This is a genomic window from Acinetobacter sp. UBA5934 (genome assembly GCF_002430855.1).
In the GTDB taxonomy this organism is placed as follows: domain Bacteria; phylum Pseudomonadota; class Gammaproteobacteria; order Pseudomonadales; family Moraxellaceae; genus Acinetobacter.
Window position 1 is genome coordinate 1 of sequence record NZ_DJDC01000146.1, and the last position, 20,250, is coordinate 20,250.

Annotated in this window: 26 protein-coding genes and 2 tRNA genes; 7 read left to right on the top strand and 21 right to left on the bottom strand. The window is 40.2% G+C overall.

Annotated elements, in window-relative coordinates:
• Nucleotides 1-3: 3 nt before the first annotated feature.
• Nucleotides 4-79: transfer RNA gene (locus tag B2Y23_RS09935), tRNA-Asn, on the bottom strand.
• Nucleotides 80-317: 238 nt separating this feature from the next.
• Here B2Y23_RS09935 and B2Y23_RS09940 point away from each other — a divergent pair.
• Nucleotides 318-776, top strand: coding sequence for a hypothetical protein (locus tag B2Y23_RS09940; RefSeq protein ID WP_291356056.1), 459 nt, complete (start codon nt 318-320; stop codon nt 774-776).
• A gap of 76 nt (nt 777-852) precedes the next feature.
• Here B2Y23_RS09940 and B2Y23_RS09945 read toward each other — a convergent pair whose 3' ends face one another.
• Entirely contained in the window at nt 853-1,284 is a 432-nt protein-coding gene (locus B2Y23_RS09945; RefSeq protein ID WP_291370572.1) for a PaaI family thioesterase, read from the bottom strand.
• A 374-nt stretch (nt 1,285-1,658) separates the two neighbouring features.
• On the opposite strand from B2Y23_RS09945, the gene B2Y23_RS09950 reads away from it, so the two are divergent.
• Nucleotides 1,659-2,081: a GFA family protein gene (locus B2Y23_RS09950; protein ID WP_291370574.1), complete on the top strand. Its 423-nt coding sequence runs from the start codon at nt 1,659-1,661 to the stop codon at nt 2,079-2,081.
• Between the two features lie 127 nt (nt 2,082-2,208).
• Nucleotides 2,209-3,060, top strand: coding sequence for a DMT family transporter (locus B2Y23_RS09955; protein WP_291370576.1), 852 nt, complete (start codon nt 2,209-2,211; stop codon nt 3,058-3,060).
• A gap of 109 nt (nt 3,061-3,169) precedes the next feature.
• Here B2Y23_RS09955 and B2Y23_RS09960 read toward each other — a convergent pair whose 3' ends face one another.
• The 3 genes from B2Y23_RS09960 to map all read right to left on the bottom strand — a co-directional run bounded on the left by B2Y23_RS09960 (nt 3,170) and on the right by map (nt 6,120).
• On the bottom strand, nt 3,170-4,396 hold the full coding sequence (locus tag B2Y23_RS09960) for a pyridoxal phosphate-dependent aminotransferase (protein WP_291370578.1): 1,227 nt from the start codon (nt 4,394-4,396) through the stop codon (nt 3,170-3,172).
• Nucleotides 4,397-4,711: 315 nt separating this feature from the next.
• A complete protein-coding gene (locus B2Y23_RS09965) occupies nt 4,712-5,131 on the bottom strand; it encodes a hypothetical protein (RefSeq protein WP_291356046.1) in 420 nt (139 codons plus the stop codon).
• Nucleotides 5,132-5,292: 161 nt separating this feature from the next.
• The gene (map, locus tag B2Y23_RS09970) at nt 5,293-6,120 is read right to left on the bottom strand and encodes a type I methionyl aminopeptidase (protein WP_291356044.1); all 828 of its coding nucleotides are present in this window, start codon (nt 6,118-6,120) and stop codon (nt 5,293-5,295) included.
• 207 nt (nt 6,121-6,327) lie between these two features.
• On the opposite strand from map, the gene rpsB reads away from it, so the two are divergent.
• The 3 genes from rpsB to B2Y23_RS09985 all read left to right on the top strand — a co-directional run bounded on the left by rpsB (nt 6,328) and on the right by B2Y23_RS09985 (nt 8,734).
• Nucleotides 6,328-7,080, top strand: a complete 753-nt coding sequence (rpsB, locus tag B2Y23_RS09975; protein WP_086175302.1) for a 30S ribosomal protein S2 — start codon at nt 6,328-6,330, stop codon at nt 7,078-7,080.
• A 139-nt stretch (nt 7,081-7,219) separates the two neighbouring features.
• Nucleotides 7,220-8,095, top strand: coding sequence for a translation elongation factor Ts (tsf, locus tag B2Y23_RS09980; protein WP_291356041.1), 876 nt, complete (start codon nt 7,220-7,222; stop codon nt 8,093-8,095).
• Nucleotides 8,096-8,200: 105 nt separating this feature from the next.
• Nucleotides 8,201-8,734 (top strand): DUF3465 domain-containing protein, encoded by a 534-nt coding sequence (locus B2Y23_RS09985; RefSeq protein WP_291356039.1) that lies wholly within the window; start codon nt 8,201-8,203, stop codon nt 8,732-8,734.
• A 33-nt stretch (nt 8,735-8,767) separates the two neighbouring features.
• On the opposite strand, the gene B2Y23_RS09990 is transcribed toward B2Y23_RS09985, so the two are convergent.
• From B2Y23_RS09990 to B2Y23_RS10020, 7 genes are all read right to left on the bottom strand, one after another.
• Nucleotides 8,768-9,223: a DUF962 domain-containing protein gene (locus B2Y23_RS09990; RefSeq protein WP_291370580.1), complete on the bottom strand. Its 456-nt coding sequence runs from the start codon at nt 9,221-9,223 to the stop codon at nt 8,768-8,770.
• A 297-nt stretch (nt 9,224-9,520) separates the two neighbouring features.
• Entirely contained in the window at nt 9,521-10,129 is a 609-nt protein-coding gene (locus B2Y23_RS09995; RefSeq protein ID WP_291356035.1) for a septal ring lytic transglycosylase RlpA family protein, read from the bottom strand.
• A 287-nt stretch (nt 10,130-10,416) separates the two neighbouring features.
• Nucleotides 10,417-11,418, bottom strand: a complete 1,002-nt coding sequence (gene mltB / locus B2Y23_RS10000; protein WP_291370582.1) for a lytic murein transglycosylase B — start codon at nt 11,416-11,418, stop codon at nt 10,417-10,419.
• 950 nt (nt 11,419-12,368) lie between these two features.
• Nucleotides 12,369-13,019 carry a hypothetical protein gene (locus tag B2Y23_RS10005; RefSeq protein ID WP_291370584.1) on the bottom strand — a complete coding sequence of 217 codons (651 nt, stop codon included), beginning with the start codon at nt 13,017-13,019 and terminating at the stop codon, nt 12,369-12,371.
• A gap of 26 nt (nt 13,020-13,045) precedes the next feature.
• Nucleotides 13,046-13,861, bottom strand: coding sequence for an NADPH-dependent 7-cyano-7-deazaguanine reductase QueF (gene queF, locus B2Y23_RS10010; protein ID WP_291356030.1), 816 nt, complete (start codon nt 13,859-13,861; stop codon nt 13,046-13,048).
• Complete coding sequence (locus tag B2Y23_RS10015) at nt 13,861-14,634, bottom strand: ABC transporter permease (RefSeq protein WP_291370586.1); 774 nt, start codon at nt 14,632-14,634, stop codon at nt 13,861-13,863. Before B2Y23_RS10015 ends, queF begins: the two co-directional genes overlap by 1 nt.
• Nucleotides 14,631-15,566 (bottom strand): ABC transporter ATP-binding protein, encoded by a 936-nt coding sequence (locus B2Y23_RS10020; protein WP_291356026.1) that lies wholly within the window; start codon nt 15,564-15,566, stop codon nt 14,631-14,633. Before B2Y23_RS10020 ends, B2Y23_RS10015 begins: the two co-directional genes overlap by 4 nt.
• Before the next feature lie 178 nt (nt 15,567-15,744).
• Between B2Y23_RS10020 and B2Y23_RS10025 the strand changes: the two genes are divergently transcribed.
• A tRNA-Arg gene (locus B2Y23_RS10025) sits at nt 15,745-15,820 on the top strand.
• A gap of 81 nt (nt 15,821-15,901) precedes the next feature.
• Here the strand turns inward: B2Y23_RS10025 and B2Y23_RS10030 are convergent.
• From B2Y23_RS10030 to B2Y23_RS10070, 9 genes are read right to left on the bottom strand one after another with little or no spacing between them, the layout of a single operon-like run.
• Nucleotides 15,902-16,168, bottom strand: a complete 267-nt coding sequence (locus tag B2Y23_RS10030) for a hypothetical protein (RefSeq protein WP_291370588.1) — start codon at nt 16,166-16,168, stop codon at nt 15,902-15,904.
• The gene (locus B2Y23_RS10035; RefSeq protein ID WP_291370590.1) at nt 16,168-16,863 is read right to left on the bottom strand and encodes a metallophosphoesterase; all 696 of its coding nucleotides are present in this window, start codon (nt 16,861-16,863) and stop codon (nt 16,168-16,170) included. The genes B2Y23_RS10030 and B2Y23_RS10035 overlap by 1 nt, the downstream gene beginning before the upstream one ends.
• Nucleotides 16,863-17,060: a hypothetical protein gene (locus B2Y23_RS10040; RefSeq protein ID WP_291370592.1), complete on the bottom strand. Its 198-nt coding sequence runs from the start codon at nt 17,058-17,060 to the stop codon at nt 16,863-16,865. The genes B2Y23_RS10035 and B2Y23_RS10040 overlap by 1 nt, the downstream gene beginning before the upstream one ends.
• Nucleotides 17,053-17,277, bottom strand: a complete 225-nt coding sequence (locus B2Y23_RS10045) for a DUF7446 family protein (RefSeq protein ID WP_291370594.1) — start codon at nt 17,275-17,277, stop codon at nt 17,053-17,055. Before B2Y23_RS10045 ends, B2Y23_RS10040 begins: the two co-directional genes overlap by 8 nt.
• A 1-nt stretch (nt 17,278) precedes the next feature.
• On the bottom strand, nt 17,279-17,551 hold the full coding sequence (locus B2Y23_RS10050) for a hypothetical protein (protein ID WP_291370595.1): 273 nt from the start codon (nt 17,549-17,551) through the stop codon (nt 17,279-17,281).
• Nucleotides 17,551-17,790, bottom strand: a complete 240-nt coding sequence (locus B2Y23_RS10055) for a hypothetical protein (protein WP_291370596.1) — start codon at nt 17,788-17,790, stop codon at nt 17,551-17,553. Before B2Y23_RS10055 ends, B2Y23_RS10050 begins: the two co-directional genes overlap by 1 nt.
• Nucleotides 17,787-18,404 (bottom strand): lambda exonuclease family protein, encoded by a 618-nt coding sequence (locus B2Y23_RS10060; protein WP_291370597.1) that lies wholly within the window; start codon nt 18,402-18,404, stop codon nt 17,787-17,789. The genes B2Y23_RS10055 and B2Y23_RS10060 overlap by 4 nt, the downstream gene beginning before the upstream one ends.
• Nucleotides 18,385-19,224 (bottom strand): RecT family recombinase, encoded by an 840-nt coding sequence (locus B2Y23_RS10065; protein WP_291370598.1) that lies wholly within the window; start codon nt 19,222-19,224, stop codon nt 18,385-18,387. The genes B2Y23_RS10060 and B2Y23_RS10065 overlap by 20 nt, the downstream gene beginning before the upstream one ends.
• 11 nt (nt 19,225-19,235) lie before the next feature.
• Entirely contained in the window at nt 19,236-20,249 is a 1,014-nt protein-coding gene (locus B2Y23_RS10070) for a hypothetical protein (RefSeq protein ID WP_291370600.1), read from the bottom strand.
• Nucleotide 20,250: the final 1 nt, after the last annotated feature.

A 20,250-nucleotide genomic window follows, 5' to 3' on the forward strand; every position in this document is an offset into this window, starting at 1 on the left:
ATTTGGCTCTCCAACCTGGGCTCGAACCAGGGACCTGCGGATTAACAGTCCGTCGCTCTACCGACTGAGCTATTGGAGAATCTGCATGCGATTATAAGGGGATTTTACAGGGGGTCAAGCTAAAAGTGTCACGATTCCTTAATTTTCATGCTGTATGCTTTTAATTTAAACAACTAAATCAAAAATGTTAAAAAAACTTGCACAGCCAAAACCGGCTTGTTAGATTAAATGCATAACAGAGCGTTTGAATGAAAGTTCAAACAGTGTGGATTTAAACCAACTTGCCAGCACTAAAATGGCTAAACAGGAGAAAGCGAATGCATACGCTGACGATTGCCGAAATTTTTTCAAATTTATCTTTTTATCAAGACAATTACCTTTCTATTATTCAAGATCCAGAGCGTTATCAAACAGCTGTTGAAGATGCGTTTATTCAAGTCTGGCCTGTAGGTACTCAAGCCTTATATCTGGGGGACTTGCTACAGCTATGGTTTAGCGATAAATGGCTGATTAACTCACCCTGTCAATTACTTCTCGATAGCTATTCCAATGGTCCTAAACAACCTTTGCAACGTGATCATGACCTGTATTTATATCAGTTGAATGGCAGTGCCTTAACTGGACGAAATAACTCTAAAGTCTGGTCGGTATCGGAACAGAAGAAGCTCTCGGTTTCACTGGATAGCGTGTTCAAGTACCTATGTATCTATAAAGGGACTTCGCGTCCAGAAATTGATTTCCCGGCATTAACGAAATCATTTAAATCAGCGATATAGATCCAAACAAACTGGAGAGCTCAAGTAAAATACTTGAGCTCTTTGTGCATCATGATTTTAAAACGTGAATCAAGCCTCAACGCAGAATCATGCACGTTGCCGTAGCATGTGCGTAAAGCTTACCTTCATCATCGACAATTTTGCCTTCAGAAATCCCCAGATTTTTACTGATGTTAATGACGGTGCCTAAAGCAAGCAGTTCTTGATCTTTGGGGATAGGTCGGCACATTTTTATATTTAAATCGATAGTGCCATAACCGACGCCTGCTTCCAGCATGCTGTGGACGGCACAGCCAGTCACTGAATCCAGCACGGTTGCTGCAAAACCGCCATGTACGCCACCTAAGAGGTTTAAGTGACGGCTATCCGCTTTCACTTTGAAGCGAATAGTACCTTCAGTCACTTCATAGGGTTGCATCGGCATGGTTTCACTGATACTTGCAGGTGGAATCTTTCCTGCACACATGGCTTGTAACAGTTGCAGTCCGGTCATTTCTTTGGGATTCATTCTACTTATTTCCTTATTGATACCTTTATTTATTCATCAGTTCCAAAAAGGAAGCTAGATTTCAATTAAGCAAAATTTAACCATGTCGTCAACACTCAGCTTTGAGTGAATTCAGGTAAAATGCATGAGCATGCTAGATGTTGTGGTAACCGGTAATACTCACATTGAGTCAAAAGGTATGGCTGTAAAAATCATTTTCATTTGATTTGAAGCCTATCTTCATCTATTGAAATGGCGAATAAGACAACTTGATAAGAGAATTATTTCAAAATTCTTTAATAACACTTATACAGAGATAAATTTGTCCCTTATATATAAAACAAACAATATTTTAAATATTTTTGCTCAGCATTAACGTCATCAAGGAAATAACAATGAATGGATCATGTTTATGCGGTAAAACTAAGTTTCAAGCAGAATTAAAAAATCATGATGTACATGCCTGCCACTGTTCCATGTGCCGTCAGCAGTCAAGTGGTGTAATGATGAGTGTGGATATAGAGCCAGACAGTTTAAGGTTTGAAGATCAGCAATATTTAACGTTATTTCAATCGTCTGAATGGGGAGAGCGCGGTTTTTGCAGTCGCTGCGGCACCTTGCTTTTCTGGCGTACCCAAGAGGGCAGTTATTGCAACATTAATGTCTTTGCCATGCAGGAACAGCCGAAAGATTTAAAATTGACTACAGAAATTTATATTGATCATAAGCCCGATTTTTACCAGTTTAAATATTCTACAGAGCAGCTCACGGAGGCTGATGTAATTGCATTGTTTTCTAAAGATGAAGAAGAAAAATAATTCACGCATTCATATTTCCACAATTTAATCATGTGTATTTCTTATAAATTGAATCAGTAAATTTCTATAGATTTAAATAGTTAGATTAGCTATATCTGAAGCATGCTGTTGATAGGGATGCTCAACCATGCTGTTTAAAATCATGATTGCCATGTTGGCTTTTGCTGCCAATTCGGTGTTATGCCGTTTGGCGTTGACGGATCAATATATTGATCCAATGAGCTTTAGCCTGATACGTGTCTGTAGTGGCGCTGCCGTTTTATTGTTGCTTTATCTATTTTCTACAGAAAAAGCCAAAATTGAGTGGAATATTAAAAACGGTTTTTTCCTGGCGCTGTATATCGTGGCCTTTTCATTGGCTTATCTACATATAGATGCAGGCGTTGGCGCACTACTGTTATTTGGCACGGTACAGCTCAGCATGGTCGGTTATGGTTTGTGGCATGGTGAAAAAATTAATATTCAGCGTGGTACAGGGTTGGGCATCGCAATTCTTGGTATTTTTATTCTCTTGCTTCCGGGCACAGCTGCACCTAATTTTGTTTATGCAGCCATGATGGTGCTTTCAGGAATAGGCTGGGCCATGTACAGCATTGCGGGCAAGAATATGCAAAGCCCGTTGGCAAGTAGCTTGGCTAATTTTGTGCTTGCGATTCCTTTTGTCTTGCTAGCTTATGCCGCGTTTTATACGAAAAGCTTGGTACGACCTCAAGGTGTACTTTTGGCTATAATCTCGGGCGGTTTGGCCTCAAGCGGTGCCTATGTGCTGTGGTATGTCATTGTGAAACAGATTGACCGTGTGACAGCCAGCAGTGTACAGCTCTCTGTGCCGTGTTTAGCTATTTTGGGGGGTGTTCTATTTATTGGCGAAGCGCTTAGCTGGAGAATTATCATTGCTACGGTGATTGTTTTGGCGGGAATCGCACTGGTTGTTTTAGATAAGTCTGGGTCAAACTCAGCAGTTAAAGTGAAATCATAATTGAAAATTTTAGCTATTTTTAGTGTGGTCTATAATTCTTTGCATCTGAAAATATAAAAAACCCGCGAAAATCGCGGGTTTTTTAAAATCTTACTTTAGAAAAAGCAGATTATTTTTCAGCAGCAATTGAAGCAATCGCAGCGTCAACGCCTTCGATTGAGTCAGCCGCTTTCTTGATACGTGCTAACGCATCTACAAGCACTTCATCAGCAGTTGCATAAGAAATACGCATGTAACCGCCTAGACCGAATGCATCACCAGGAACAACGGCAACACCAGTTTCTTCCAATAACCATGCAGAGAATTCAGTGCAAGATTTTAAGCCTTTAGCACGAATTAACGGTTTGATGTTTGCGTATGCATAGAATGCACCATCAGCAGGTAGGCAAGTAATACCGTTGATGTCGTTTAAGCCTTTTACAACCAAGTCATGACGGCGTTTGAATGCTTCAATCATTGGCTCAAGAACGTCTTGAGGGCCGTTCAATGCAGCTTCAGCAGCAACTTGCGAAATAGAAGTTGGGTTTGAAGTCGATTGAGACTGGATTTTTTTCATTGCGCCAATCAGTTTAGCAGGACCCGCTGCGTAGCCAATACGCCAGCCAGTCATTGCATAGGCTTTAGATACACCGTTAAGTACGATTACGCGGTCGTAAAGGTCTGGAGCAACAGTTGCGATGTTGTAGAACTCATCATCCCAACGGATTGGTTCGTACATGTCATCAGATGCCACTAGAACTTCTGGGTATTTACGAAGCACTTCAGCCAAAGCTTCTAGCTCAGCTTTGGTATAGATCATACCAGTCGGGTTAGATGGGCTGTTTAATACCACTAAACGCGTTTTGTCAGTGATTGCAGCTTCTAATTGTTCAGGTGTGATTTTGAAACGTTGTTCTTCACCACATTTCACAACAACTGGAACACCTTCCGCGATAATCACCATATCTGGATAGCTAACCCAATAAGGCGCAGGGATGATCACTTCATCACCTTTGTTTAACAAGGCAAGTGCCAAGTTAAAGAATGACTGTTTACCACCGCAAGAAACCAGGATCTGGTTTGCTGCATAGTCAAGATTATTGTCGCGTTTAAATTTCGCAATAATCGCTTTTTTAAGACCTGGAGTACCGTCAACAGCGGTGTATTTAGTGAAACCGTTGTTAATAGCAGTAATTGCTGCATCTTTGATGTGTTGTGGGGTGTCAAAATCTGGTTCACCTGCGCCCAAACCAATTACGTTTTTACCAGCAGTTTTAAGTTCAGCAGCTTTATTGGTAACAGCAAGTGTAGGGGACGGTTTGATGGCATTTACACGATCAGAGAGACGTACGTCCACGGCAGTATTCCTTCTTATAGGGATTAAAAAATAAAAAGCACACTATCTTAGCTTAAATTGCGCCAAAAAGGGGAGTTCGAATTTAGTAATATCGGAAAAAAGTATTTAAGCCGTTTGAATGAACCAAGTAATAACGATAAATAATTGAGGGGGTTATTTTGAATAAAATGACAGAAAATGATTAAAAAATGAAAGTAAAAAGGAATCATTGAATGTGAATGGCTAAGTGAAAAAGAACACTACAATTAGATGATCCTCGATTTAATTGTAGTGTGTGACTTTACCAAGTTTTCAACAAGGCATAAAAACCAGACATTAATAGGCGTAATTCAGGTCGGTGTAATCATTTAATGATTTTTGCAGATGTGTGCTAATAAATTCATGTACATCGGCAGTCGTCATCGGCTGACCTTGTTTGGTAATGACGTGTTCAATCGGTTGCTGACCTTGAGCAGTAATGGTGTAAACGAAATTACGCGTCACTTTATAGCCGTCTTCATCTTTTACAATGCAGGTCACATAACGGTACTGATGCTCAAAATTTAAATCAGTATGTGCAAATACAAACTGATCAAATAATTTCATGTTTTGACCGTTTGCCAAGGCCTTAAGTTCTTCCACAATGTTGGCGCTAAATTTCATGCCATAGCGTTCAGAGATAGGTTGGTGATCAATCAGGAGTGAAACGGTGTCATCATCATTTTGAGTTACGGTGACATTGCTAAAATCGGACATGAACATCTCTGTGGTAAGTTGGACTGGGCTTCAGTATGTGGAAAATAGTCTAAAAATCAATTGAGTTTGGTACAGATTTTCAGCAAAAGGTTTAAATAAAGATGACTTCAAATAAAAATGGCTACAACAGGTGCAGCCATTTCAAAGCATCCGGATGGAGCTTATTGATTAAAGCGAGACAGATCTTCTTCAGGACGGGCAGTCAATATTTCAACACCAGTTTTAGTCACTAACAGAGTGTGTTCATATTGCGCTGACAAACTGTGGTCTTTGGTCACCACTGTCCATTTGTCACCTAAAAGTTTAGTTTTCCAGTCGCCGCCATTCACCATTGGTTCGATGGTAAAGGTCATGCCTTCTTCCAGAACCATACCGGTATTCGGTTGACCATAATGCAGAACTTGCGGTTCGTCATGGAACACGGTACCAATACCATGACCGCAATATTCACGTACAACACCAAAACGTTCTGATTCAACATATTTTTGAATGGCATTGCCAATATCACCAATGGTAGAGCCCGGTTTTACAGTGGCAATACCGCGATACATGGCTTCTTGCGCCACTTTACATAAACGGTCAGCTAAAATTGAAGTTTCACCACCGACGATATACATCATGTTGGTGTCGCCGTGATAGCCATCTTTAATCACAGTCACATCAATGTTTAAAATGTCACCTTTTTTCAAAATTTTGCTTGCAGAGGGAATACCGTGACAAACCACATGGTTGACTGAAGTACAAATGACATGCTGGAAAGCAGGGCGACCCGGCGCTGCACCATAGCCTAGGCAAGCAGGAATTGCCTCTTGTTTGTTGACAATATAATCGTGACAAATCGTATCCAATTCCAGCGTAGATACGCCCGGTTTGATATGCGGTTTGATCATATCCAAAACTTCTGCCGCCAGTCGACCCGCCACACGCATTTTTTCAATTTCTTCAGTAGTTTTGATTAAACGGCGGGGAGCTTCGTAAGTACTGTTCATGATCTTTAAAAACTTTTGGAAATTTGTGTGTGACTATGGTATAAATAGCCGCCCATTTTATCAAATGCTTTTTCGTGAAGAAATTTCACGGGCATTGTGCGATGGGGCAACAAAATCCGCACATATATCGACACATTTCTCTGGGTGCCCTTTGGGGTGGAGAATGCGGGTATATGGAGGCCTAACCCAAACTTTAAGGTAAAGAAAATGGCAGATTACAACGTAAGCATGCGCGACCTTCTTCAAGCTGGCGCTCACTTCGGTCACCAAACTCGTTTCTGGAATCCAAAGATGCGCGAATACATCTTTGGTGCGCGTAACAAAATTCACATCATCAACCTTGAACACACTGTTCCTGCGTTAAATGATGCTTTGAACTTTGTTAACAATCTTGCTAGCAAAAAGAACAAAGTATTGTTCGTTGGTACTAAACGTGCTGCTTCTAACATCATTCGTGAACAAGCTCAACGCGCTGGTCAACCATATGTAGACCACCGCTGGTTAGGTGGTATGTTGACGAACTGGAAAACACTTCGCCAATCTATCAACCGTTTAAAAGATCTTCAAACTCAATCTACTGACGGTACTTTCGCTAAACTTACTAAACGTGAAGCTTTAGAACGTACTCGTGAAATGGAAAAACTTGAACGTGCTTTAGGCGGCGTTAAAAACATGGGTGGTTTACCTGACGCATTATTTGTAATTGACGTTGACCACGAATCAATCGCGATTAAAGAAGCTAAAAACCTTGGTATTCCTGTAATCGGTATCGTTGATACAAACTCTAACCCAGACAATGTAGATTACGTTATTCCTGGTAACGACGATGCGATCCGTGCAGTTACACTTTATGCTTCTGCTATGGCTGATGCGATTCTTGCTGGTAAAGAATATGCTCAATCACAAGCAAATGCTCAAGCTAAAGGCGAAGAAGCTGCTAAAGAAGCTCCAGAGGCTTAATGCGTTTTGACGCAGAATTGTCATTTTTGCGACATGTAATCGTGGCAAATTAAGCGTCAAGAAAGCAAAACGGCCCAGAGAACACTTTGGGCCGTTTTTGTTGAACAGATTCATTTTCTACCGTATTTAGGAGAATAACATGACTGCAGTTACTGCCAGCATGGTAAAAGAATTGCGTGACCGTACTGGTCTAGCAATGATGGAATGTAAAAAAGCATTAACAGAAGCGAACGGTGACATCGAATTAGCGATTGACAACCTTCGTAAATCTGGTCAAGCAAAAGCAGCTAAAAAAGCTGGTAACATTGCTGCTGACGGTGCAATTACAATTGCTCAAGAAGGCAACAAAGCTATTCTTTTAGAAGTAAACTGCCAAACTGACTTCGTTGCTAAAGACGAAAACTTTGCTGGTTTCTCTGCTAAAGTTGCTGCTGCTGCGCTTGCTGCAAATGAAACTGACGCTGCTAAAATCGCTGAATTGAAACTTGAAGATGGTTCAACTGTTGAAGAAGCGCGTATTGCTCTTGTTCAAAAAATCGGTGAGAACATCCAAGTACGTCGTGCGAAAATTGTTGAAGGTGAAAACCTTGCAGTTTACAAACACGGTTTAAAAATCGGTGTTGTTGTGTCTTATGCAGGTGATGCTGCGACTGGTAAAGGTATTGCAATGCACGTTGCTGCGTTCAACCCAGTTGCTGTAACTGCTGAAGGCGTATCTGCTGATCTTATCGCTAAAGAAAAAGAAATTGCTGAAGCGAAAGCATTAGAATCAGGTAAACCTGCAAACATCGTTGAAAAAATGGTAACTGGTTCAGTTGAAAAATACTTGAACGAAGTTGTTCTTGAGCGTCAAATGTACGTAATTGACAACGATAAGAAAGTTGCTGACGTTCTTAAATCAACTGGTACTACAGTTGCTCAATTCGTTCGCTTCGAAGTAGGTGAAGGTATTGAGAAGAAAGCAGAAATGAGCTTCGCTGAAGAAGTTGCTGCTGCTCAAGCTGCTGCGAAATAATATTAGCTTAATTTTTTAAGTTAAATTGTTTTGAAAAAGCCCCATTTGGGGCTTTTTTTATGATCATGGTTTTTATAAAAAAGTTAAATTTTAAGGAATAATAAAATGACCAATAAAACCAATATCGGGATTGGTGCAGTTATTGTTGTATTAATAGCAGCATATTTCGGAATTGATTTAAAAGAACAGCAAAGTCTTAGCCATCATTTGCTTAACAACCCAAACACGAAGATTGAAACTTTATCGAAAATCCCATCTTACCCCACTTCTGTAGCTTCGAGCTCATTAAATTTAGCCGTTCAAACTGATGATGAAAAAATTCAACAGGCATTTCGACAGCAAAAAAGTGATATTCAAGTTCAATCCAGTGGGCGAGTGAAAGCTATTTTGCCTGATGATAATAACGGTTCACGTCATCAAAAATTTATTCTGGAACTGAATCATGGGCAGACGGTTTTGGTTGCACATAATATTGATTTAAGTCCGCGCCTGGATGACTTAAAACAGGATGAAATTATCCAATTTTATGGTGAATATGAATATAGTCAGCAAGGTGGAGTGATCCACTGGACTCATCGTGATCCACAACAAAGACATGCAGATGGTTGGTTGAAATATAAAGGAAGAACCTATCAATAAAGGTTCATTGAAAGACAAAAATGATGATGGTGCCTAAATCGCTATCATTTGCGATTTTTGGCGTTTTTTCCATTTAGGTATCAATTTACCTAGATAGGCATCCATGCACCATACGGGGCCAATGAGGAGGAATTGGAGGTCTTTAAAGAAAGAAGGCTTTTTACCTTCGACTTTATGCCCGTAAAATTGCCCAATCCAGGCCAAAACAAAAACTGCGATATAGAATCCGATGCCTACAGGTAAGATAAAAATAAGCCATGCCATGACAACGAGTAGAGCCGCCATTGCAACAGCAAGGACCAGATCGAGACGTGCATAAAAAATAAAAGTTAAGACCAGTATCAGGACAGTGAATAACGCACTGAAATGAGCAAGAATTCCAATGATTGAAAACAAAATTGCGGGTACACAAACCCAATGAATGGCTTTGTTGGTTTTGTCTTGATGACTCTCGCTATATTCATTTAGCCATTCGTTTATTGTTTTCATTATCCACTCCAGTTGGATGAGGAATCTATAGAGTTATTTTTAGTTAAATGAAATATAGACCAGAACCAGAAGTGGGTCAAAACTCAATCATCATGATTTGTAACCAATCTTTCAGATAATTTATAAGATGTTATAGGTTGTTGGTATTTTATTGCCAGCAGTGGTTTCTGCAGTAAGAATAGGGCATAAGTAAAGAGGAATAGGGCATAACTAAATTAAGCCTGCTTTTTGAGAAGAATTAAAAAAGCCACTAAGGAGTGGCTTTGAAGTCAAATGTATTAGGAGGCTAGCATCAGCTTATGAATTGGGACCATCGACACGTTCAATATTTACTTTCGCAGTACCTGCATTAGTAATACCTAATTGTTTTGCAGCACCATAAGATAAATCTAGAACTCGGTTGCCATGGAATGGACCACGGTCATTTACTTTTACAACAACGCTTTTACCATTGTTTTTATTGGTTACGCGAATATAGCAGTTCAATGGCAGGCTACGATGAGCTGCGGTCATGGCATTCATATCGAATGTTTCACCACTTGCTGTTTTACGGCCATGGAATTGGCGACCGTACCAAGAGGCTGCACCTGTTTGGCTAAATTTACGAACTGTATTTGATGCAACAGTATTGAGTTTTTCAATCACTGAAGGCTCGTCTTCAGGAATTTCAATTTTTGCTGCAATAGTTTGACGACGGATTTTATCGCCAGAACGCTCAGTGATTGAAAGACTGTTTAGATTTGAAAAGTGCGAATTAAATTTTTGAGCATCTTTGTTTAGCACACGAGTGGCTAAGCGAGAGTTGTCATTATCCGTATTGAATGATGACTGAACCAATTCTGCTTGAGACTGACTCAGGGCAAAAGTGGTGGTTAACGCTAAAATATACTTAATCGATGAATGCATTATTAAACTCCTAAAGACTACTGCTTTTTATTTCAATTAAGCGATTGAAATACAAGCGATCTAGTCTGTTAATTCTCTTTTGCAACTACATTTGACGAGATGGATAATATTCATGCCAAGCTAAAGCTGTCTACTTTTTAATTAAAATAATTACAAAAAGAACAGAAATACACCGTTTTTCGATCAAAATATAACCAATATTGTAACATTATGTTTAAAAGGCCCATTTAGTGAGCAATTTTGTAAAAAAAAATCTTGACTTTATTATTTTTTGGTAAAAACCAGTCTTAACGACTGGCGATTTCAGTCCCTAATTGCCATACAGCTGTGGCATACATTCGACTCTTATTATAGGTGGTAATGACCTGAAAATTTGGATAGGTAATATAGTAAATAGGGCCATAACTATCTTGAAGTTGAATAATATTTACCATATCCAGATCATCAATCTTCACCAGTGGATTTATAGGTGTGATGCCCTGATTTTTTAAAGCACCATAAGGGGTTGGCTGTTCTAAATCTTTGGCAATAATTGAAGTGGGAGTGTTGCCGGTATAGCGGGCAGCAAAGCCGATGGGCTGATTACGTTGCCATCCGTGTTGGGCTAAATAATTGGCAATAGAACCGATGGCATCTACAGCAGAACCTCTTAAGTCAATATGTCCATTAGAATCATAGTCCACACCCATTTTGGTAATGTTGCTTGGCATGAATTGAGGATAACCAATTGCGCCCGCATAAGAACCTACGACTGAGCTGGCAGGTACTCCATCTTTATAAGTCCAGGCAATCAGTGCAGCGAGCTCATCCTGAAAATATTGAGCCCGGCGTTCATAGCCAAAGCCTAAGGTCGCCAAGGCATCACGGGTGATAAAATTGCCTTTATTGGCCCCAAAACCGGTTTCTACCCCTAAAATACCTAAGATGACCGCTTGGGGTACTCCAAACTGCTGTTCAGCGCGGTTTAAGGTGTCGGCATATTGAGTTTTGAAGCGTACCCCACGCTGAATGGTGCTTTCGGCCATAAAATTGGTTTTATATTCATACCAGGGCTTACTTTCACCAGGGCGGTTCATGATATTAATAATATTCGGCAGGTTTTTTGAACCATTCATGGCCCAGTCGACCTGTTCTGCACTCAAGCCATAAGTTTGCATGGTTTTTTGTTTAAAGCTGTTATAGCTAGGATGGCTGTAGAAATCGTTGGCTTGACAGAAACTGGTGATGGAAAGTGCACCGAGAAGTAAAGGAAGACGTTTAATGCTGTTATAAAAGTTGATACTTAACATATTACTCAAAGTTCCAAAAACATAATCAGTGTGTGTAAATCGACATCACGACGCTAAAAGACGGCATTACAAATATAATTGCCGAAAATCCATCTCATGAAAGATAACGGAATTTTTCAAACGCTTAAGATAGCATTGACCGAGGCTGTATCGACAAGTCCATATACAAAAAAAGACAAAGAGCGTTGCTTTGTGCATAAATCTGTTTATTTGAGACCGGTGTTTTGAGCTGTACTTTGCGTTCTCATCAGAAGGTTCATAAATTAAAGATATCTCTGCTTTAGCTAATCAAGCCAGATTCTTTACATCGTTCGCAATGATACGGTTTATCTAGGCTGGGGATAAGAAATTTCATAGCGATTTTGCTTTTCAGGCGCTGTTTGTTTGAAAAAGCATCAGGATTTTTTTGTCCGCTTGGACGGGAAATAAGTTGCAAATAAATCATCGCATATCTGCCCATGAGGCAAATTCATGTTCTGTTATGGTTTTTTGTGTCGGATCGATAAAAAATCTATTTGAAGACAAAATCTAACGAGATCTCTGATTCTCTAGCTGTATTTAAAAATTCAAAAAATCTCTGTCATCTAATAGGCATATAAGTTTATCTATTGAATTTTTTCTTAATTTTTATGTCTATAAATAAAATGAAAGATAGACAAAATTTAGAACTAAAAAAGTAGTATAAAAAAGTCTATAAAGTTGGATTTAATTTTCCTTATTACTTTATATAGGAACTTTTTGTTAGATAGAAATTATTCACATAAAAATAGAAGCAGGGTAGAGAATGATAAATGGGTTGTTCCTAAAATTCATGGAATAGACATTAAATCTGTAAATTTGATCAAGATAAGTATCTATAAAGACAATGGTACTTCACTCATTATTTACGAATAAAATTTTGCAATAAAAAAACCTGGCAATTGCCAGGTTTTAGAGCGTTTTAAAAGTACTTAAGGATGAAATAAGGTATCGTGATATTCAGCCAGCACCAACAGCTCATCTTTATTGAGATTTGGAATGATTTTTTCCACAGCAATATGAACCGCTTTAATCACTGCAGCAGAACCCAGATCCGCAGCTTTACGCTTGATCATGCCTAAATCAAGGGTCTTATTAAAGTCATTCATAAAATGACGTACAGTCGCTTCAGCAAACTGCTTATATGATTCCGTTAAAGCTGCTTTATTGATGTCATTCCCGGCTTTAATTTCTGCATAACTGTGTTTGAGATTAGTCACCAAACCAGCATCTAAATGTTCGCCTACACGGAAATTACCTGCTGCGTCTTTAAACAAGCTTTTTTCTGAAAATTCAATTGATTGTTTAACTACATCATTTGAAGATTTACCCATCAACTGTTTCAGTAAAACCGCAACGGTTGATTTGATATAGCCTGCCAGTTTTTCAGCCGTATCACGTTTATCACTGGCTGGAAAACGACGCACTAACTCAGTCAAAATGCTATCAATGATTTCTTCATTAATAAGCAATGCTGTTTTGTCGCGTAAAGGGTAAAGCGGTTCGCTGGAATTTTTCTTTTCCTGAGCTGTTTGAATACTTGTTAATAATTCTGCAGAAGGAATAAAACCAAAAAATGGCATGTTAAAAAACCTCAATATTCTTCATTTTATTGTCGCGCCAAACGAATGGGGCGAGGCATCCATGTCGCATCGGATACACGGCAAGGATTGATATCTAATCCACCACGACGTGTATAGGTTGCATATACCATCAATTTTTCAGGTTCAAGATTTTGCCAGATATCGGCAAACATCTGTTCCACACATTGTTCATGGAAACCATTATGCTGACGGTAAGAAATAATATAAGCTAAAATACTGCGATAACAAGGTTTTTTACCTTGATAACGTATAAAAACTGTACCCCAGTCGGGTTGGCCGGTGACTGGACAGTTACTGCGTAATAAATGTGAATATAGTTGCACTTCAACTGCATCACTATTTTCTACATCTAATTTTAATAAGCTTGCATCTGGATGGTTCTCTAAGTGATCAGGGTTTAAATCATCAATACAGATTCCTTCAGGTTGAGCAATCTCCAGATCATCAGCCCGAAATAAAGTCAGCGTGACCGGTGCACCGGCAGCAGCAGATAAATCTTTTTCAACCGTGGCAATAAACGCTTCTTTTGAATCGAATTTAGTAAAGTTCATACTGTTAAAGTAGAGCTTGAGAGATTTTGATTCGATCAGGTTGGGAGAAGATGCCGGCAAAGTCATACGGCCAATCGCCACCTGAGGAATGCCGACCGCATTGAGCCAAGAAATTTCAAAAACATGCCACCAGTCTTGGCCTTGCTGAATGCCTGCAACGTGGGCATATTTTTCCCGCGCTTGAGCACGTGAAATTGGAAACAGAATATCGGGTTGATATTCTGTTGGATAATTGGTGTCTTTACCTAATAGAGAATGTTCTACACTCATTATTCACGCATTCCTGAACCACGAGAAAGTAAATAGTAAGCTACGCCGTAAAGTGCCACGCAACATAAGGTGATGATGCTTAATGAAACAGAAACATTGACATCACTATGACCTAAAATGCCGAAACGGAAAGCATTGACCATATATACGATCGGGTTAATTAAAGAGAGATTTTGCCAAAAAGGACTTAAAGCACTAATGGCATAGAATACACCACCTAAATACGTCAGTGGAGTCAGTACAAAAGTGGGGATAATTGAAATATCATCAAATGATTTTGCATAAACGGCATTAATAAAACCACCGAGTGAAAATAAAAATGAAGTAATCAGCACGGTATATATAGTCACAAACCAGTTGGTAATATAAAGGTCAGTAAAGAACAGGCTCATTGCAGTGACAATAATGCCGACCAAGGCACCACGACAGACGCCACCAATCACATAACCCCAAAGAATCATGTGCAGCGGCACAGGACTCATAATCAGTTCTTCAATGCTTTTTTGAAATTTGGCACTAAAGAAACTGGAAGATACATTGGCATAACTGTTGGTGATCACCGCCATCATAATCAAGCCAGGTACAATAAATTGCATATAGCTAAAGCCGCCCATTTGACCTATGCGTGAACCGACCAGATTACCAAAGATCACGAAGTACAAACTCATGGTAATCGCAGGGGGTAATAAGGTTTGTGGCCAGATGCGCATGAAGCGACGCACTTCTTTATGCACCAGGGTATACAGCGCAACACTGAGTTGATTAAAGTTCATTGCGCAGCTCCATCAAGATTTTTTTCCACCATTTTCACAAACAGTTCTTCTAAGCGATTTGATTTATTACGCATACTGCGCACCTGAATACCTTGCGCTTCCATAAGCTGGAACAATTCATTCACGGTATGTGCCTTGTCCATGGTGACTTCTAAAGTCACAGGATCAATTAAATTAAAACGCACGCCAATAATTTCAATATTAATCGGTTGAATCGGTTCGACCAAATCGAAAATAAAGGATTCTTCGCTGAGCTGATTCAGGAACAATTTCATGCTGGTATCTTCCTTAATCACACCACGATCAATAATCGCGATGCGACGACACAGCATTTCCGCTTCTTCAAGATAATGTGTCGTTAAAATGATGGATGTGCCTTTTTCATTCATTTCGGTAAGGAAGTCCCACATCGAACGGCGTAGTTCAATGTCTACACCGGCAGTCGGTTCATCCAAAATGAGCAGTTTAGGTTGATGCATCATGGCACGCGCGATCATCAAACGACGTTTCATCCCGCCAGAAAGCATACGCGCCTGAATGCCACGTTTTTCCCATAAACCTAATTTTTCTAAATATTCTTCAGCTCGGCTTTCTGCAATTTTTTTAGCAATACCGTAATAGCCGGCTTGAGTCACCAAAATATCAAAGGTTTTTTCAAACTGACCAAAGTTAAATTCCTGTGGTACGACACCCAGGCATTGTTTGGCTGCTGAAGGGTGGGTATCCAGATTATGCCCAAAAATTTCCACCGTACCGGAGGTTTTTTTGGTCAATGAGCTAATGATACTAATGGTGGTGGATTTACCTGCGCCATTGGGACCAAGGAGGGCGTAAAACTCACCTTCAGGTACCGTCAAGTTGATCCCTTTTAGTGCCTGAAAACCATTACGATAGGTTTTGGATACGTCTCTCAAGGTCAATGCATCAGTCATGAAATTCTCACCGGGTGAATAGTAGGAGTATTGTGATTGATCTTGCAAAATAAACCAAGTAAATAAGCAGGAATAGTCTGTTGCAATTCTGGAACATTGTATAAAGACTGAGCACAAAAAATGATGACTTATATATAGTTGCTTTACCTTACGGTTTTTTTTGTTATGATGTGCACGCGCGCTCATAGCTCAACTGGATAGAGTACAGGTCTCCGAAGCCTGTGGCGTGGGTTCGAGTCCCGCTGAGCGCACCACTACTACCTATAAAATCAATAACTTATAATACCTTTGGCGTAATTCTGGCGTAATCCATATTTTAATCAAGAAAAACCCCGCTATATTTTGCGGGGTCTGCCTACTGCTTTTTTCAAATCTTCCGGCCTGCTTTCTAACCAGTCAGATAATTTTTTTAAATTCCATCTTCGACCTTTTACAGTTTCAGTAATGTACTTTGGTTTTGGAAATTCCTTTAAGCAAATAATGGATGCTTTGAAATATCCTTTTTCATAACTTAAAAATTCTGCCGCCTGGTCATCTGTCAACCAAATGTCTGAAGGTGGTAGGGCAACAATGAAGTTACCCATGTTCGCCATTGCTGTCATCACAATCCCTCCACATCTAAAATTGTCATCGTTCCCCAATGAACCGCACCGGTATCAATCCAGTAGCAGTTATCACGCTTGCATGGTTTTTGGGTAACAGTGTGGCCCATGATTACTGCATGAACTCCTGATACATGCGCGTATTGTTGGTTTTCTTCATCCAGTCGATCACGACCCCACATTGCTAATTCAGTAGGGAATCGCTCTTTTTTAATAATGTGCTGAGCCTGATCGAAATTATTCAGAATGCTTTTAAATTCATCCCAATTGTTCTGCTCAATATGGCCATGTACAAAACCAAATTTTCGACCCTTATAATTAATTTCTAAAGCAATTGGCAACATCTTAAGCTTTTCAATAATTTCACGTTGAACCTGGTAATCCAACTCGTAAAACCACTCACCACCATTTTCAATATGGCAGTTATAATAAGATCGATTAATATCACCCATAATGACCAAATCTTCATGATTACCTTTGACAGAAGTAAACCATGGTTGATCAATGAGATTTACACATTCTTCATTTTGGATACCGCGATCTACCAGATCACCAACTGCAACAAGCAGGTCGTTTTCAAAGTCAAATCCAATCTCATTCAAGCGATTCATGAGAAGGTTGTAGCAGCCGTGAATATCACCAACTGCATAAACCTTACCTTTAATTTCCTTATCCCAAACTTTTACAAAAGACATTAATTAACACCCCCTAAACTCACCTCAAAAGGCAACTTCACATCAACGCCTTTCACCTCATTCCGTTCCACATAATCGTTAAAAACTTCATATGCCAGATCAACGTCTTCACTGTTCATGATGTAATGTGTACCACCAATTTTTCGAGCTGCTAAAGATTCAAGAAGGTCTTTGGCTTGTTCTAATTTTTCAGTCATTGGCCGGCTCCTCAACCACAGTCATGCGGTATTTTTTGCCATCGACATCAAATAAAATATCCATAGCTGTTTTTTGAAGATGGATCGCTACTGCTGTGATAGCCGAATCAGTAACATCCTCTTTTTTTCCGACCATAATACCTTTATTTATATCTACTCGACTTGCATAGATTTGGTTTGTCAGCATTGAGCAAACGACACGCATTGGATTAGTCATATCACGCCACCTCATCATCTAAAAAGGTAGTTTCATCCCACCAATTAGGGTTTTCTTCCAAGTATTTAGAATGTTCATCAGCGGAAAGATCCCATTCTTCAAGAGTGACCGCTTCAGCAATGCATTCACCAACTATTTCAAATGCCTCAATAGCTTCTTTACGCAAACGCTGAACAACTTGCTCACCCAATTCTTTTGATGGGACAGGGTATAAAATTTCTTCTGAATCAGGTTCTTCTGGAATATTGACTGCCCATAAGTTTGTATTTTCCATCACGCCACCTTTCCTAAATTCACATCCAGCGGACTAACCAAATGCACTTGGTATTCCTCATACAAAACTTGGCAATTTCGATTACCGGTTAAATCCTTTACCACAAGTACATAATCCAGTTTTGTACCTTTGCCCTTAAAAGTTGCACCGCCATCAGCAAGGTCTTTCTTTGTATAGCCCAATTTTTCGAGCCATAATTTAAAGCCAATGGCATGTTTATTTTTGATGCGGAAGATCATGCTGCAACCTCCTGTGGATTAAGCTCAGCAATGATCTGGTCAATTTTTTGATTGAACTTAATCACTGACTGCTCAATTCCTGCGATATCCAAATCCTTTGCAAACACCCGAATAATCACAAGTTGCAAATATTCAGGCAGGCGAGGGTCGAAACTCACAAAGTCACACCATTTGCGACGAGTACAAGCCAATTGCCAGGTGATTTGTGAAATGTATTCCGCTGGCACTTCTTTGGTTAAAACAGTGTTTAAATGGGTTTGCGAATTAGGGCACTTCACCTCTAATTGTCCATCTTGATCAACCAGACCATCAGGGCTCGCACCACTCATTTTGATGGTAGGGTGGTCAATCAATCCGGTGCCAATCACAAAATTACCCGTTTCATTTTCATAAGCAGTAATGGCATGAACTTCCTGATCAATCCCCCATTGCATAGCTGAGTTGATAAAGGATTCCTCCTGAACGCCAGTAAGGCGCTCAGTCAGAATTGTTAGGGTTAGGGCGTTATATGCTTTGCCTTTGTTCGGCTTTGCATCAATATCCTTGACACGGCTTGCTGTAACCTTTCCACATCGGTCAGCATGCCAATCTTCACTACGCTGGAGAATGGTCATAAGTCTCTCCTTGGCGTGTTAAGGCTTGGTCGGCAAGTTCTGCTATTTGTTTTAAGTTTGCTGAGTGGGTGGACCAGAAGATACGTTTGTGCTCACCCTTTGGTAGGGCCATATATGCAGACTGCAATCTTTCCGAACCATACTGAGCTTCATTCTGAAAGTTAGGTAAATGTTCCGCTTCAAAAGCCAGGTACTCAGCATTATTTTCAACAGGACTTACATCCATCATTGGCGCATGGTCCAAGAGCTCATCTTCCGTATACACACCCAAAATCACATCAGGGAAGTGCAGTCGGGCCAGTTTCTTGGTCGCTAAATATGCAATCTGTTGCTTTGGATCATTCACCCATAAAGGCGAATTACGCACGGTTCCAACTTGAGCAAATGAAACATCAAGTACGCGCGGTTCTGACTCACCTTTAATCGTCACCCATGTGCGAACGCCAATATCATGAGCCTTGCATTCCTTGCCATTTACCTTCGACCAATCGCCATACCATTCAAAATTAGGGCGACCAAGGATAGGGGCTTTGGCAATGATTACCGCGTTTACAAGTTGCGCTTCATACCCTAGATTGCCATTTACCAGGTGGGTCTTTTGAGCCACAGCAAAAGGATTCATGCCCCATTGCATGGCCTGCATAGTTACCGCCAAGCAGTCACCAGAATTACCTTGCAGATGCTTCGGTACGGTGATGACCGCCTTGCACATGAAGTCAGCGAAAGCGACCATGTTTTGCATTGCAGCTGGATCTAAAACAAGATTCGATGTTTGCGCATTTACTGGCAGCGCTGGCGCATGTTGTACTGGTGCATTCATATTCTTATTCCTTAAAATTTGATTGAAACGTGAGGAATGCGACCCTTATAAATCGCAGCCAAGATGCTTTTCGCAAGTTGTTCATTTACCCCAGGCAATAAAGCAAGGTGCTCAAGTGCTTCCGCACAAACCTTCTTTGTGTGAGCCTCATCAGCCAAGCGTGCTTCTTCCGCTTTACGTGCAGCCTCAGCCTGAGCAAATTGTTCAGCCTCAATACGCTTACGCTCATTTTCAGCAGCCTGTACAGCACGCAATTCAGCAGCTTCTTTTTCAGCTTTCAATCGAGCTTCACGCTGTTCCGCTTCGAGTTTTTCACGTTGAACACGCTCAGCTTCAAAACGTGCTTTTTCTTCAGCTTCACGAGTGGCTTTTTCAGCAGCTTCACGTGCAATTTGTGCTTCACGTTCTTGTCGTAATCGGGCTTGTTCAGCAAGGCGTAGGCGCTCTAATTCAGCCTGTTCAGCTTCGTATTTTTCGCGCTCCATCAATGTCTTGCGTAATGTTTCCAGTGTTTCAAATTTGGCAAGCTTGGCTTGCTCTTCGTATTCCTCATAAAAAGAATCAATTACCTTGGCTTCGAGTTTCTCTATTTCAATTTTTAATGAAGCAGCATCTGCATTCTCATAATCAAAAAACTTACACTTGATTAGATCAATCGCGTGCTCATGATTTAATTTACGTTGAGCTTCAGCCTGCTCAAAATCAGTCAGCGGCTTACGAATTTCATCTTGCAGCAACTCCATATGGTCACGCCAGAATTTACGATCTGCATCAATTACAGCAGCTTGCTGCTTAATACCAGAAACAAGCTCTTTACCATGGTTATCAACTGTGGTTTTGATTCGAGCAAGACTGTAAGCAAAGGATTTCAGTGATTCACGATCCTTTTTAATACCCATATCAAAAACAACAGAGCGTGCATTATTTGCGATTCGCTCAAATAAAGCCTTGGTGCCACCTTCAACCTTAAAAGCTTCAATAATTTCAGGCTGCTCAACAGCAACAATTTCTAATTTCGCATTCATT